Here is a 14,464-nt window from a genome sequence, read left to right as displayed (position 1 = left end):
GTCGCGGAGGAATGACGTCGACAAAGGGTAATCTCGTGCTATGCCGGTCGCCGTCGTCACGGATTCCACCGCCTATCTGGACGCGGCGGAGAGCGCGATGTGGGGTGTCACCGTCGTTCCGCTCCACGTGGTCATCGGCGGGCGTGAGTTCGACGACACCGCGGATCCTGCGCTCACCGGAGTCGCCGAGGCGCTTCGCGAGCACGCGCCCGTCACCACGTCCCAGCCGGCACCGCAGCGTTTCGCCGCCGCCTACGCCGCCGCGGCGGCCGCGGGAGCCGACGGCGTGGTCTCCGTCCATCTGTCCGGCTCCCTGTCCGGTACGGCGGAGGCCGCCAGGCTGGCCGCGAAGGACGCTCCCGTCCCGGTCGAGGTGATCGACAGCGGGTCCGTCGGCATGGGCCTCGGATTCCCGGTACTCGCCGCCGCCGACGCCGCCCGGCGGGGCGCCTCCCTGGCCGAGGTGGTGTCCGCGGCGGGCGAGTCCGCCGCCGCCACGCGCAGCTTCTTCTACGTCGACACGCTCGAATACCTGCGTCGCGGCGGCCGGATCGGTGCCGCCGTCAACCTCCTGGGATCGGCCCTCGCGATCAAGCCGTTGCTCCACCTCGCCGACGGCACGATCACGGTCCTGGAGAAGGTGCGAACGGCGAACCGGGCGATCGCCCGGCTGGAGGACCTCGCCGTCCAGGCCACCGCCGACGGTGCGGTGAGCGTCGCCGTGCAACATCTCGGGGCGGCCGCGCGGGCGCGGGCACTGGCGGACGGCCTCGCGGCCCGTGTGCCCGCGGCGTCGCGCCTGACCGTGGTCGAGGTGGGAGCCGTGATCGGAGCGCATGTCGGTCCCGGCCTGCTCGGGGTGACGATCGCGCCGGCCCATCCGTAGGCGTACTGATTTCCACAGGCGCACTGGTTTCCACAGGGTGTACCGCGGGGCCGTCGCGGGGGCACGGGCGCGCCTAACGTCACGGGCGTGCGAACCAAGGAGCAGCCGGACCACCGCCTCGCCGCCGAGGCACGTCTCCGCCTCCTCCTGGATGCCCGGCCAGCGCGGCCGGCGTCCCGGCCGTCCGAGCCGCCTCGCCGACCAGGGGGCTCCGAGCCTTCCTCCGGCCGATCCGCGCGTCCAGGACCGCCGCCGTCCTTCGGCCGTTCTCCACAGGCCCGGCCTCCCCACGGGGGTTCCGCTTCTGAGGCTCTTCCGCCACGCGCACATCACGAGGGCCGGCCCCGGCCTCCGGGCCGGGTCCTCAGCAAGTGGCCGGAGCGGTCTGGGCCTGCGACAGGAGTAGATCCCGACCGTGACGGATCGTCGGTGGACATCGCGATGCTCCCCGTCGACGACTCACGTCGGGGCGCCGGAAGCGGGGGTGAGTGGGCGGATCCCGGGCCCCGGCCGATGAAGGACGAGGCGGCGCAGGATGATCACTGTCTGCCGCCGACGCCGCCGGAGCGCATCGGCTCCACCTGGAGGGAAAACGCCCTGTCGAGGGGGCGAGCGGTCCTCGACGGAAGCTCGGCGCTGAAGGAGACCATGCCGTTGCTCGATCCCGGGCGTCCCGGCCTGCGCGTTCTGGTTCTTCTCGGGTTTCTCGCCGCGGCAGTGGCGGGGATCTACGCCTGGCGGTCACAGCCGGTGGCCGAGCCCGTCACGCCGCCCGTTCCCTCGGGTGCGGGGGCCATCAGCGCCGATGGAGCCGCCGCGAGAGCGGTTCTGCCCGGCGCCGGTCCCGGTGCCGCTTCCGGTGCCGCTTCCGGTCCTACGTCGTTGTCGCAGGCAGCCGGGGTGACGGTGCATGTCACGGGCAAGGTGCGGAAACCCGGTGTGCTCACACTCGCCACCGGAGCCAGAGTCGTCGACGCCATCGAGGCGGCCGGGGGAGCGCGGGCCGGTGCCTCGTCCGACGGTCTCAATCTCGCCAGGCGCCTCGTGGACGGCGAGCAGATCGTGGTCGGTGTCCCCGCCCCGCCGGGCGCCCCGGCCGGTACCGGCGCCGGAGGGATCACGACGCTCAGCCTCAGCTCCGCGACACTCGATCAGTTGCAGGACCTGCCCGGCGTGGGTGAGGTGCTGGCGCAGCGGATCGTCGAGTACCGGGACGCCCACGGAGGCTTCCAGAGTATCGACCAACTCCAGGACGTCTCCGGCATCGGCCCGCAGAAGTTCGCCGACCTGAAAGGCAGGGTCACGCCATGAGCGGCTCGGCGCGGCGGTTCGGTCCGGCGGCTTCGCCCACAGCGTCTGAGCGGCCGCACACCGGGACGGCCGGCCTCGCCTGGGCTTCGGGGCACTCCCTGCGTCTGGTCTGCCCGGCGATCTCTTGCTGGCTGGTCGCGCTCGTGCTCATCGGATGCTCCGCCACGACGGGTGCCGTCGTGGCGGCCGGGTCCGCGTCCGCCGCGCTGCTGATCTGGGCGGCGGCCGAGCGCCGCCGCCCGCGTGTCCGGAAAGGCGGCCCCGGAGCCCCTGCGACTTCCCGCGCACGCGGCTTCATGACTCGTGGAGTCGGCCGCCTGCGTGGCGCCATGGCTCATGGGGCCGGTTCTGGTGCCGGGCGGACCGGCCGCTCGCACGGCCCGGTGGTGGGGACGGCCCTCGGGGTGCTGGTCTGCTGCGCGGCGACAGCGGCGGTCGTGGCCTTCACGGTGCATGCGGTCGGCAGCGGTCCGGTGGCCGAGCTCGCCGCCCGGCGTGCGACGGTCACCGCCGAGGTCGAGATCAGCGATGACCCGAGGCCGCGACCGCAGCGGGGCGGGCTGACCCGGCAGGACAGCGTCGTGGTGGAAGTCCGGATGCTCACCGTCGAGCCCGGAGGAGGCACACCCGGTGGAGCTCTCGCCTCCCGCTCGGGGCTCCTCGACTCCCACCCCGCCAGCTCGGCCGCCTCCGTTGGGGACGGCCGACGAGAGGGGACGGGCGGGCGGATCCTGGTCGATGCTCCGGTGATCGTTCTCGCTTCGGGGGCCGGCTGGCGAACGTTGTCGCCCAGTCAGCGCGTCCGCGTGTGGGGGCGACTGGGGGTGGCAGACAAGGGGAGCCTGACCTCCGCCGTGCTGCTGGTCCGGGGGCCGCCGGAGGTGCTGACCGAGCCTTCTGCGCTGCAGCGGGCCGCCGGGGCGCTGCGCTCGGGTCTGCGAGGGGCCTGTGACGTGCTCCCGCAGGGGGAGCGTGGTCTGCTGCCCGGTCTGGTCGTCGGGGACGTCTCCCGCCTGGACGAGGAGATCAAGGAGAACTTCACCGCCGCGGGACTCAGCCATCTGACTGCCGTTTCCGGCGCCAACCTGGCGTTCGTCGCCGGAGCCGCACTCGTTATCGCGAGGATGGCGGGGCTTCCGCTTCCCGCGCGGGCGGTCCTGGCGGTCGTCGCCATGGCGGGATTCACCGTGGTCGCCCGGCCGTCTCCCAGCGTGGTCCGGGCACTCGCCATGGGCGTGGTGGCGGCGCTCGCCCTGGGCACGGGACGGTCCCGGGACGGCGTCACCGCACTGTCCGCGACGGTGCTCGGCCTAATCCTCTTCAATCCCGGGCTCGCCCGGCAGTACGGCTTCGCGCTGTCGGTCTTCGCCACCGGTGGCATCCTCGTCCTCGCTCCCCGCTGGCGTGACCGGATGGCGGCGCGGATGCCCCGTTGGGCGGCGGAGGCGATAGCCGTACCGGCCGCGGCGCAGGTGGCCGTGACCCCACTACTGGTGCTCATGTCGGGACAGCTCGGCCTGGTGGCGATCCCCGCGAACCTGCTGGCGGGCCCGGCGGTCGCACCGGCGACCGTGCTGGGTTTCGGCGCGGCGATCGTCGCCCCGGTGAGCATGACCATCGCTCAGCTTCTCGTCCGTCCGGCGGGACTGGCCGCCGGCTGGATCATCGTCGTCGCGGAGCGCGCGGCGGCGCTTCCGGCGGCGACCATCGGCTGGCCCGGTGGCCTGACCGGGCTCGCACTCCTGGCGGCGGCGGCCGTCCTCGGCTGGTTGGTTCTGCGCGGCAGAGCCCGCCGGTACGCCGTGGCGGCGCTGGTGGTCGGAGCCCTCGTCGCGGTCCTCGTCATCGGTCCGGCGACCTCGCCGTGGCCTCCTCCCGGGTGGCTGCTCGTCGCCTGTGACGTCGGGCAGGGGGACGGCATGGCCCTGTCCGCCGGTCCGGGCAGCGCCGTGGTGGTCGACGCCGGCCCGAAGCCCGGCTCCGCGAACCGGTGCCTGCGCGATCTCGGAGTCAGGCGGGTGCCTCTCCTGGTCCTCAGCCATCCGCATCTCGATCATGTCGGTGGGCTGGCGGGCGTGCTGCGCGGGCGCACGGTGGGTGCCGCGGTCGTCAGCCCGGGACGGATACCGGCAGGCGAGAGTGCCCGCGTGTCCGCGGAACTCCGCGCGCGGCGGATCCCCGAGTGGGTGGTCCCACCCGGCGGCCGATGGCGGTTCGGCGCCACCGAGATCACGGTGGTCGCACCCGAGCCCGACGCCTCCGGAGAAGGTTCGGCGGAAGGAACGATCGCGAACAACGCCAGTGTCGTGCTGCTCGTACGGTGGTCCGGCGCGGGGGGCGCTCTCATCGGGTCGGCACTGCTCGCGGGTGACCTGGAGACCGAGGCACAGGCCGCCCTGTGGCGCCGGGGCATCCCGCGGGTCGATGTGCTCAAGGTGCCGCATCACGGTTCGTTGAGACAGGAGCCGGCCTTCCTCGCCGCGACGGGGGCGCGTGCCGCGCTGATCAGCGTCGGCACCGGCAACGACTACGGGCATCCCTCACCGTTGACGATGGCTCGCCTTCATCTGCTGGGCATGCGGACCTACCGTACCGACCTGTCCGGCGACATCGCGGTCATCGAGCGCGACGGCCGCCTCGCCGTCGTCCAGCGCGGCGATGACCGCTGATCGCCCCCACTCCGCGAGACGGGCCCCGGTCCCACGTTCGTTTCCCTCTGCGAGGTCGCCCCACGCCAGTCGATTGCCGCGCGTCGGCTCCTCCTGAACGCCGTCCTCCGGCGAGGGCCGATCTCTGTGATCATCTGCGATAGAGCGCGGACGCGGTCATGGGACGCCGTCAACGCCGCTATGGCCACCGGGAGGATCACTGTGGAGAAGCTGCTCGTCTCGTGTGAGGAGCTGGCCGGATTGATCGGCGCACCGTCGGTCCGGATCATCGACACGCGCTGGCCCGTGGGCGACGGTCCGGCCGGACGTGGCCTGTACCGCCGCTCACGCGTGCCCGGCGCCGTCTACCTCGGGTTCGACGCCACCCACGCGCCCAGCCCGCAGCCACAGGGCCGGGCCGCCCATCCCGCGACGCTCGCCACCGCGCTCGCCGGCCTCGGCGTCGGCACCGACACCACCGTGGTGGCCTACGACGACAATCACCAGTTCACCGCGGCGCGGCTGGTATGGCTGATGCGGGCTCACGGCTTCGAGCGGTCGCTGCGCCTCGACGGCGGTTGGCCCGCCTGGCTGCGGTCAGGTGGGCCCGTGGAGACCGGTCCGACCTCCTGGCGGCCCGGCACGACTCGCCCGCCGTTCCTGAGCCAGGCCGGCCCCGCGGTCGCCGGTCTGGACGACGTGCTCGCGCACCAGGCGGCCGGCCTGCCCATCGTCGACTGCCGCCGCGACTCCAGTTGGGCGGAGCAGCCGCAGCTCATCCCGGGCGCGACGAGGTTGCCGATGCGCATGCTCGTCGACTCCTCGGGGCTGCACCTTCCGCCGTCCCGCATCAGGTCGGCGGCGGCCGCGGCCGGGATCGGCGTCAGCACACCGGTTGTCGCGTACTGCGGAGCGGCGATCTCCGCCCCGGCCGTTTGGCTCGCCCTGCGCTCGGCCGGCATCGCCGGGGTACGGGTGTACGACGGTTCGATCACGGAATGGATCGCCGGCGGCCGGCCCCTGAGCCCTGCGGCGGAGTGCCGGCCCGAGCAGCCCCGGGTGGCACAACCTCGAACGGCCACGCCCGCGGGCCGAGAAGGGGCTGGCGATGCGCCGACGACCGAGGACCGAGGACCATCATCGCCGGACGGCGGGAGCCGGCGAGGATGGCTTCCGTAGGACTTCGGTAGGCCCTCCGTACGGCCTCCGTACGGAGGGAAAGCGGGCTGAGGGGCCGGAGGGGCGTTCAGTCGGCCGTTTCTCCTCCGGTCCGGTTCCCGGTGGGGAGGCCGGGCGTGGCATGCTGCCAGGCATGGCGAATCCCGCACCCGTGACCCTGGTCGTCGGCGACGAGGAACTCCTGTCCGACCGGGCGGTCGGATCCGTCGTGGCGGCCGTACGAGCCACCGACCCGAGCGCCGAGGTCTATGACCTGGTCGGCGGGAAGGTCGAGTCCGGCGAGCTCACCGGCCTGGCGTCGCCGTCGCTGTTCGGCGACAGATCCGTGATCGTGATCCGTTCCGCCCAGGACCTGTCCAAGGACGTCATCGCCGAGATCGTCAAGTACACGGCCCATCCGGCGGAGGACACGGTCCTCGTGCTGGCCCATCCGGGTGGTGTGAAGGGCAAGGCCCTCGTCGACGGCGTGAAGAAGGCCGGTGCCGATGTCGTCACCGTCACCAAGCTGACCAAGCCCGGCGAGCGGTTGGAGTTCATCAAGGCCGAGATCAAGCGGGCGGGCCGATCGATCGCTCCCGCCGCCGCGCAGGCGCTGCTCGACGCGGTGGGGAGCGACCTGCGCGAACTCGCCGCCGCGTGCGGCCAACTCGCCTTCGACACCCCTGGCAAGACCATCGACGAGGCCGCGGTCGCCCGCTACCACCGGGGCAGAGCTGAGGTCAGCGGGTTCACCATCGCCGACCTGGCCGTCGAGGGCAAGCTCGGTGAAGCGCTCGAACAGCTCCGGTGGGCCCTGGCGACCGGGGTGGCACCCGTGCTGATCGTCAGCGCCCTCGCGGGTGGCCTCCGGTCGCTCGCCAAGGTCGGGGGTGCTCCGCGAAATCTGCGGGGTGGCCAGCTCGCCAGCCATGTCGGCATGCCTCCGTGGAAGATCGACCGCGTCAAGCGCCAGCTCACCGGGTGGGGCCAGGAAGGCATCTCCCGCGCCATGCAGGCCATCGCCACGGCGGACGAGCAGGTCAAGGGTGGTGGCACCGACCCCGCATACGCTCTGGAGCGAGCCGTCCAGATCATCGTCGCCAGCCGAACCGGCCGCTGACCGGGCTCCAACCGGTCTTCCGCTCCTCGCACACGTATCCCGGGTCGGCCTCCAGCCCCCGGATCGGGACCTGAGCGGTCTTCCGCTCCTCGCACACGTATCCCGGGTCGGCCTCCAGCCCCCGGATCGGGACCTGAGCGGTCTTCCGCTCCTCGGCACATGTATCCCGGGTCGGCCTCCAGCCCCCGGATCGGGACCTGAGCGGCCTTCCGCTCCTCGGCACATGTATCCCGGGTCGGCCTCCAAGCCCCGGCCCTGTCTCCGATCGGCCGTCTGGCCCTTGGCACAGCCTTCGGTTCCGAGCCGGCCTCCGACCCCGCCCGGCGTTCCGGCGCTGTCCGTTCGCTCCCGGGCCCGACGGACCAGGTCAGGCGGCGGTCTCCTGCATGATGGCGCCGTCGTGCAGTTCGAGTACGCGATCGGCGAGTGTGATGAGCTTCGGATCATGGGTGGCGACCAGCGCCGTCACCCCTTCGCTGCGGACGAGGGCCTGGAGCAGTTGCATGATCTGCAGCGCGGTGTGCGAGTCGAGCTGTCCCGTCGGCTCGTCCGCGATCAGCAGGCGGGGCCGGTTCGCCAGCGACCGGGCGATCGCCACACGCTGCTGCTGCCCACCGGACAGCTCGTACGGCCGCTGGTTCATGTGATCGCCCAGCCCGACCAAGGTCAACAGCATCCGCACCCGCTCCTCACGCTCGGCGACGGCCGCGCGGGTCAGGCGGAGCGGCACCCCGACGTTCTCGGCCGCGGACAGCACGGGAATCAGTCCGAAGGACTGGAACACGAAGCCGATCATGTCCCGGCGCAGCTCAAGCAGGGCGGCCTCGGGCAGCTCCGTCACCGTCCGCCCGGCCACCTCGACCCGGCCCTCGTCCGGCCGGTCCAGGCCGCCGATCATGTTGAGGAGCGTCGTCTTCCCTGATCCGGATCGGCCGCGTACGGCGACCAGCTCTCCGGGGTAGGCCTCGAACGACACCCCTCGCAGGGCTTCGACCCCCTTGGGATAGACCTTGCGCACGCCTTCGGCGACGACCAGCGGCTGCTTCGTCATCACTGTTCGTCTCCCTGGTTGGCGGGCCACACTCCGATGTGGTCGCGTTCGAGCTCAAGCCGGACCCGGCGTTCCATCTCCAGCGCGGACATGAAGTCACGCGGGAGCTGCAGGCGGCCTGCCCGGTCGAGGACGGCGTACTCCTCGGCGATCACGCCGCCGTCCTCGGACGTACGGCGGAGCGTTTCACTGGAGGTCCGGCCGTCCCGGATGCCGATCGTCCGGTCGACCTGGTCGGCCACCATGGGGTCGTGCGTGACGATGACGGTGGTGACGCCGAGCTCCCGGTTGGCCCGGCGCAGGGCGCCGAAGACGTCTTCCGAGGTGTCGCTGTCGAGCTCGCCGGTCGGCTCGTCGGCCAGGATCACCTCGGGAGAGTTGGCCAGCGCGACGGCGATGGCCACGCGCTGCTGCTGGCCGCCCGACATTTCCCCGGGGCGCCGTCCGGCGCAGTCGGCCACGCCCAGCAGGTCGAGCAACTCCGCCGCCCGCGCCCGATGCGCCTTGTTGGCCGCCAGCCGCATGGGCAGCAGGACGTTCTCCTGCGCGGTGAGGTAGGGGAGCAGGTTGCGGGCCGTCTGCTGCCAGATGAACCCGACGACGGAGCGGCGGAACCGCAGCCGGTCGCGGGCGGTCATCGACAGCAGATCCATGCCGGCGACCCGGGCGAGCCCGGCGGTCGGCACGTCCAGCCCGGAGAGCACGTTGAGCAGCGTCGACTTGCCCGACCCGGACGCGCCGACGATCGCGATCAGCTCACCCTTGTCGATCAGCAGGTCGAGCCCCTGCAGGGCGACCACCTCGACGCCCTCGGTCTTGTAGATGCGCACCAGGTTGTCGCACAGGATGTGGGCGGCCGCGCCGAAGGCGGCTTTCGCCGCCCCGGCCTGTGCCTCCAGATCAGCGAGACTTTGCACGGCTGCCTCCAAGGTAGATGCCGGCCAGGGCGACGAGGGCGATCCCGCCGGCCAGCAGGGCGGGCATGACCGGGTCGATCGGGTAGTCGCCGAACCGCAGGCCGGCGTAGGCGGACAGGTCGATGCCCTTTCCGAGCAGCGTGGGCAGGCCGAGCCCGAGCGCGAGCCCGGCGAATCCGGCGAGGACGAGCACCGGGCCGACTTCGAGGACCGCCATGACCCTGGCCTGGCGGCCCGTCAGGCCGATCGCGGTCAGCAGTCGCAGGGCGCGGGCCCGCTCGGCCGCTCCCGAGATGAGCATGATCGCCACCGCGACCAGCGTGTACGCCGCGAGGGCGAGCGTCACGACGCGCAACCCGGTCATCAGGCTGGACGTGAGCGGCGCCGCGGCGATCTGCGCGAGTTCGTCCTCCATGGTGCGGACTACCGTGCCGGCCGGCACGGCCGCCTTGACCGCGGCGGGGTCTCCGCTGATCAGCAGCGTGTTCGTGTGCTGCGGCATGGCCGGGACGACGACGAGCGCCAGGTCGGGGGATCCCACACCGGGCAGTGAGGTGATCTTGCCTTGCGGGCGCACGGTCATCCGCTCCGGCCAGCCGATGTCGAAGCTCGACATCGCGGCCACGTCGGGTGACACGAGGGCCCCGCCCGCGGGCGGCCGGGGGATGTCGAGGGGACTGCCCGCCACCAGTCGCCGGTAGGCGTTCAGGTCGACCGCGACGACGGCGGCGTCGCGGCCCCTGAACCCGACCTCGGCGACGGATTGGCCGATCGCGGCGGGGACGACCTCCTTGACCCCCGACGTCCGCCTGATCCGCTCGATGAGGTCCGCCGGGATGCCCTGCTGCCGTTCCACCCGGATCTCTGCTCCGACCCGCTGCCAGGCGGCCAGGCGCTGCGCCGTACCGAGCCCGTCCGCGGCGACCGCGCCGTACGCGGAGATCGCGAGCGCGGGCAGCAGGGTCAGCACCGGCAGCGTGGCGCCCGTCGCGGCGCGTGCCGCCATGGCCAGTCCGAGGTACGGCGCCGCGTCCCTGCGGCGGGCGGCGAGCCGCAGCAACAGACGGAGCGGGAACGGGTAGAGGCGGAGCGCGACCAGCGCGGCGGCGACCGTGAGGAGCGCGGGCACCAGCATCAGGAACGGGTCGTCGCCGAGCCCGCGGGTGCGCAGCAGTTGGACGCCTCCGGCCCCGAGCAGGACGACCAGGATCTCCAGGGCGATCCGCTTCGGGGACGGCTTGCGCGCCACGATGTCGTCCCGGCGTTCGTTGAGGGGCTGCCGGTGGTCGCGGGCCGCTTCCGCGCACGCGTAGGCGACGGCCGCGACGGCCAGCGCGACGGGACCGGCGAGCAGCATCGGCAGGGACGGCCCCCGCACCAGGAAGGACAGCCCGGCGCCCGCCAGCGCTGCGGGCACCACGGCGAGCGCGGTCACCCCGCCCCCGATGGCCGTGATCCGCCGCAGTGACGCGCCGCGCGCCCGCATCAGGGAGAGGCTGCCGTGCATCCGGGCGCCGAGGAGTCGTACGGCGAGCGCGATCGTGCCGAGGCAGGCCACGGCGAGGCCGCCGAGGAGCACCGCCATCAGCGCGCGGGTGGTGGACAGCCGGTCGAGGAACTCCGCGATGAGCTGGTCGAGTCCCGTGGCGAGCGAGACGCCGCCCTGCCCTTGGGTGGAGATCCCGGTGGTGACGGAGGTGCCCTGCCGCGCGCTGGGCACCTTGTCGCCCGCCTCGACCACCCCGGCCAGCACCTCCCGCGCGTTGCGGGCGGTCAGGGCCGCCGGGTTCACCTGGAAGACCCAGCTGTAACCCAGGTCCAGTTCTCCGGACGCCAGGGCGTCGCCGTTGGCCAGGCCGGTGATGTAGTGGTCTGGCTCGTCGGCGAGCGGCTCCTGCTTCTCGACGACCTTCGACATCCCCTTGTTGTAGACCGTCCAGAACGCGTCGTCGGGGTCCAGCGGTTCGTAGAGGCCGGTGACCGTGGCCTGGTACCCCTCGAACGGGACCGTGTCGCCGATCTTGATGCCGAACTGGGCGGCGGGCTTGGCCGCGAAGGCGACCTCGAAGTGCTTCGGTGCGTCACTCCGACCAGGAGCTTTGCCCTCGACATACCTGATCCGTGAATCCGTGTCGTTGACCCAGGCGAGGTACAGGTAGCGGTGGCGCCCGTTCGTGATCTGCATCTTGTTCGTCAGGTAGCCGTACCTGGCGGTGCCGTCCAGCATGCCCTGGACGCTCGGCGGCATCGCGGAACGCCAGAGGGCGTCCTTCCGCGTCACCTGCTCGACGTTCTTCGGAGGGTCGAAGTTGTAGGCGCCGTTCATGTTGACGGTCAGCGTGGTCGTCAACGGGGGCGAGGTTCGCAGCAGGGTCTCCGCGCTCTCGTCGAGGGACGCCTCCAGCGCCCGCGGAAGCCCGGCGACCAGCAACGACGCGGTCAGCGCGAGCAGGGCGAGCAGCGCCGCCGTCCCCCTGTGCGCTGTGAGCAGCCGGATCATCGGTCCTCCCCGGAACGCAGCACGCCACCGGGCCCGCGCCGATGCAGCGTGCGGGCCAGTCCGATCACGACCACCAGGAGCACCGCCGCGACCGCGAGGCCGAGCACGGCGATGCTCGGCCACGGGATGTCCAGGATCACCGAAGGTGTCACCGTCGTGGCCTGCCCCGTCAGCACGATGGACGGCACGACGGCCATGGCCACCACCGCGGCCAGCAATATGCCTCCCACCAGTGACAACCCGATGACGAACGACTGCTCGACGGCGAGCAGGCCGAGCATCTGCCGGAAGCTGACTCCGAGCGCGCCCAGCAGCGCGAACTCCGACCGGCGCTCTCGCGCGGACACGGCCGCGTTGACCAGGAATCCCAGGACGGCGAACGCCAGCGCGGCGACGAAGCCGAGGACCAGCGCTCCCTGCAGGCCACCCGCCAGCGGGTCGTCCCTGAGCTGCCGGTTCAGGGCGCCGACGTCGGTCACCTCCGCTCCCCGTTTCGCCAGTACGGCCGCCGCGGCCGAGGTGTCGTCGCCGGAGACGGCCAGCCACCACTCCGTCGCCTCCGCCGGGACCTTGGCCGCGGTGCGCAGCAGGGACAGGTCGGTGAGGACGGCCGAGGTGCCGGCGGGCGTGCCCGGCATCGCCCGCACGGTCCCCACCACCATGACCGCGACGGGTGCCGTGCCGACGGTCAGCGTGTCGCTCTTCGCCAGGTCCTCGGTGACCACGACCGGCAGAGCCGCTTCCTGCGCGGTCAGCCGGGACGAGAGTGCGGCGAGCGAAAGGTCGGACAGGTCCGGGCGGAGCAGCATGATCTCGTTCAGCTTCGTCGCCTCCGCCGCGATGAGATCGACGTCGCCGCCTCCCATGGCCGCCCGTACGCGATGGACCGGCATGAGCGCGGTGACACCGGGCAGCGACGAGAACGCCTGCTTCTGGTCTCCCGCGTCCGGCCGGACGGCCACCCGCAGGTCGGCGCCCGCGAGATGCCTGGCCTGGTCGTCCTGCGACTGCCTCCAGGTGGCGGAGGTGGCGAGGGACAGCGCGCCGATCGCGACGGCCATCGTCAGGAGCAGCGCCGGGCCTGAGTAGCGCGCGGGTCGCCTGCTCACCTGGCGGGCGCCGACGGCGGGTGCGAATCCGGCCCGCCGGGCGGTGGCCCGCTCCAGGATCCGTGAGACGAGGGGGACCAGTCGAAGGCCGAGCAGGCCACCGCAGAGCAGTGCCAGCGCCGGTCCCATCACGATCAGCGGGTCGATGCCCAGATCGCCGCCCGTCGTCTCGGTCACGGGGGCGCCGTAGAGCCGTAGCTGCCAGATCGCGAGCGCCGCGACCACGAGCAGCGCGAGGTCGGCCCCGGCTCGCTGGATCAGGCCCTGCCGGTCACCGCGCCCGCGCGCCCCCTGCTCCTCGACGTACGTCCTGCGGGCCCCTCTGACGGCGGGAAGCGCGAGCAGCACGGCGCAGACGAGGGCCACTCCCGCGGAGATGACGAAGGTGCTCACACCGGGGGCCTGCCAGAACGGCACCTCCGCGCCGCCGACGAGAGCGAGCAGGGGCGGCGCCAGGAACGGCGCGGCCACCGCGCAGGGGAGCGCCACCAGCAGCGCCTCACCGCCCGCCAGGGCGGCGAGCCGGACCGATCCCGCACCCCGGGACCGCAGCAGCGCGATCTCCATCCGGCGGTGGTCGGACAGCAGGCGGGCCGTCAGGGTCAGCGCGTACGCGGCGAGCACCAGCAGCTGGAGCACTGGGATCAGCATCGTCGAGCGGGCGACCAGCGCGGCCCGGTCGAGCTGGGTGAGCATGCCGGGAAGGCCGGTGGAGATCGAGCACCCCGCGCAGTCGCCCTTGAGCGCGTCCGAGATGCCGGTGACCGACGCTGCCAGGGGACGGAGGTCCTCTCGGGACAGGCCGCCCAGATCGGGTACGGCCAGCCAGGTCGCCGAGACGCCGGTGGCGAACCGGCCGAGGAACGTCTTCGCGGGAATCAGGAGCGGGCCGTACGTCGTGTAGTCGCCGACCTGACTGCCCGCGCGGAGCAGTTCGTCACCCGTCCACCGGCCGCCGTTCGGGGCGGTGAGCCGGAAGACGCCGCTGATCCGAACCCGGACGCGGCGGTCGTCCAGCCGGCCCACGACCTCGAACTCGCTGCCCGTGCTCAGCCGCATCGCGGCGGCGGCGGGCTCGGACAGCGCGGCCTCGACCGTGCTTTCCTTCTCGCCCTTGTCCGCTCCCGTGCCGGCGTTCGGGGCGCTCTCACCGGGCCAGGCGCCGGAGACCAGCTCGGCGTGCTCGCGGAGGTCGTCGTACGTGGCGAATCGGGTCAGGTCCGGGCGGTCCCGCCCCTCCTGTCCGGGCATCGCGTACGAGTCGGACCGGGCACCGGACACCACGCGGTTGGGGACACCCGCGTAGCCGCGCGCGATCCGGTCGCGGACCCTCTGGTCGATGCGGGCGTAGTCGTCGGCCCGCACGGAGGAGGTCACGGTGGTCGACGTGAGGGAGAGCGGCGCGGTCTCCATGGCCTGCCGTACACCCCTATCGGTGACGGAGGCCGCGTACGCCATGAGCGCGACCAGCGTGGTGGTGGCAAGCAGGATCGAGCCGAACGCCGCCACCAGCAGGAGCGGCTCGCTCAACGCGCGCCGGATGACCAGCGGTGTCCGCCCCCGCATGTACCGTCCTAAAGGCTCGCCGGACTACCTATCGATCGCCTCACCATAGGGGGGTTGACGACGGGTCAGGAAGATCAGTGACGGACTCGATGCGCGGCGGCGACCCGGATGTGATATCGAAACTGTGACATTTCTCGACTTGAATCGTCGAAAAGTTTATGAATGCGTCCCATGCGCGCGGAAGGTGCCGCCGTGCGC

General features: G+C 72.5%; 9 protein-coding genes. 5 read left to right on the top strand and 4 right to left on the bottom strand.

Features of this window, described 5'->3' with window-relative positions; all coding sequences use genetic code 11:
* Positions 1-40: 40 nt before the first annotated feature.
* From AB0I59_RS11960 to holA, 5 genes are all read left to right on the top strand, one after another.
* A complete protein-coding gene (locus AB0I59_RS11960) occupies positions 41-886 on the top strand; it encodes a DegV family protein (RefSeq protein WP_358132258.1) in 846 nt (281 codons plus the stop codon).
* Between the two features lie 429 nt (positions 887-1,315).
* Complete coding sequence (locus tag AB0I59_RS11955; protein WP_061257579.1) at positions 1,316-2,197, top strand: helix-hairpin-helix domain-containing protein; 882 nt, start codon at positions 1,316-1,318, stop codon at positions 2,195-2,197.
* Positions 2,194-4,866 (top strand): ComEC/Rec2 family competence protein, encoded by a 2,673-nt coding sequence (locus AB0I59_RS11950; protein ID WP_358132255.1) that lies wholly within the window; start codon positions 2,194-2,196, stop codon positions 4,864-4,866. Before AB0I59_RS11955 ends, AB0I59_RS11950 begins: the two co-directional genes overlap by 4 nt.
* Positions 4,867-5,067: 201 nt before the next feature.
* Positions 5,068-6,024: a sulfurtransferase gene (locus tag AB0I59_RS11945; RefSeq protein WP_358132253.1), complete on the top strand. Its 957-nt coding sequence runs from the start codon at positions 5,068-5,070 to the stop codon at positions 6,022-6,024.
* 133 nt (positions 6,025-6,157) lie between these two features.
* On the top strand, positions 6,158-7,123 hold the full coding sequence (gene holA, locus AB0I59_RS11940) for a DNA polymerase III subunit delta (RefSeq protein ID WP_358132251.1): 966 nt from the start codon (positions 6,158-6,160) through the stop codon (positions 7,121-7,123).
* Between the two features lie 367 nt (positions 7,124-7,490).
* Here the strand turns inward: holA and AB0I59_RS11935 are convergent, their stop codons facing one another.
* The 4 genes from AB0I59_RS11935 to AB0I59_RS11920 are packed head-to-tail and all read right to left on the bottom strand — an operon-like array spanning position 7,491 to position 14,266.
* Positions 7,491-8,174 carry an ABC transporter ATP-binding protein gene (locus AB0I59_RS11935; protein ID WP_061257575.1) on the bottom strand — a complete coding sequence of 228 codons (684 nt, stop codon included), beginning with the start codon at positions 8,172-8,174 and terminating at the stop codon, positions 7,491-7,493.
* Entirely contained in the window at positions 8,174-9,091 is a 918-nt protein-coding gene (locus tag AB0I59_RS11930) for an ABC transporter ATP-binding protein (protein ID WP_082777083.1), read from the bottom strand. Before AB0I59_RS11930 ends, AB0I59_RS11935 begins: the two co-directional genes overlap by 1 nt.
* Complete coding sequence (locus tag AB0I59_RS11925) at positions 9,075-11,591, bottom strand: FtsX-like permease family protein (protein WP_358132248.1); 2,517 nt, start codon at positions 11,589-11,591, stop codon at positions 9,075-9,077. Before AB0I59_RS11925 ends, AB0I59_RS11930 begins: the two co-directional genes overlap by 17 nt.
* The gene (locus AB0I59_RS11920; RefSeq protein WP_061257572.1) at positions 11,588-14,266 is read right to left on the bottom strand and encodes an FtsX-like permease family protein; all 2,679 of its coding nucleotides are present in this window, start codon (positions 14,264-14,266) and stop codon (positions 11,588-11,590) included. The genes AB0I59_RS11925 and AB0I59_RS11920 overlap by 4 nt, the downstream gene beginning before the upstream one ends.
* Positions 14,267-14,464: the final 198 nt, after the last annotated feature.

Origin of the sequence: Microtetraspora glauca (assembly GCF_040656155.1) — a bacterium.
Classification (GTDB): domain Bacteria; phylum Actinomycetota; class Actinomycetes; order Streptosporangiales; family Streptosporangiaceae; genus Microtetraspora; species Microtetraspora glauca.
This window is presented reverse-complemented; position numbering and strand designations above follow the sequence as displayed.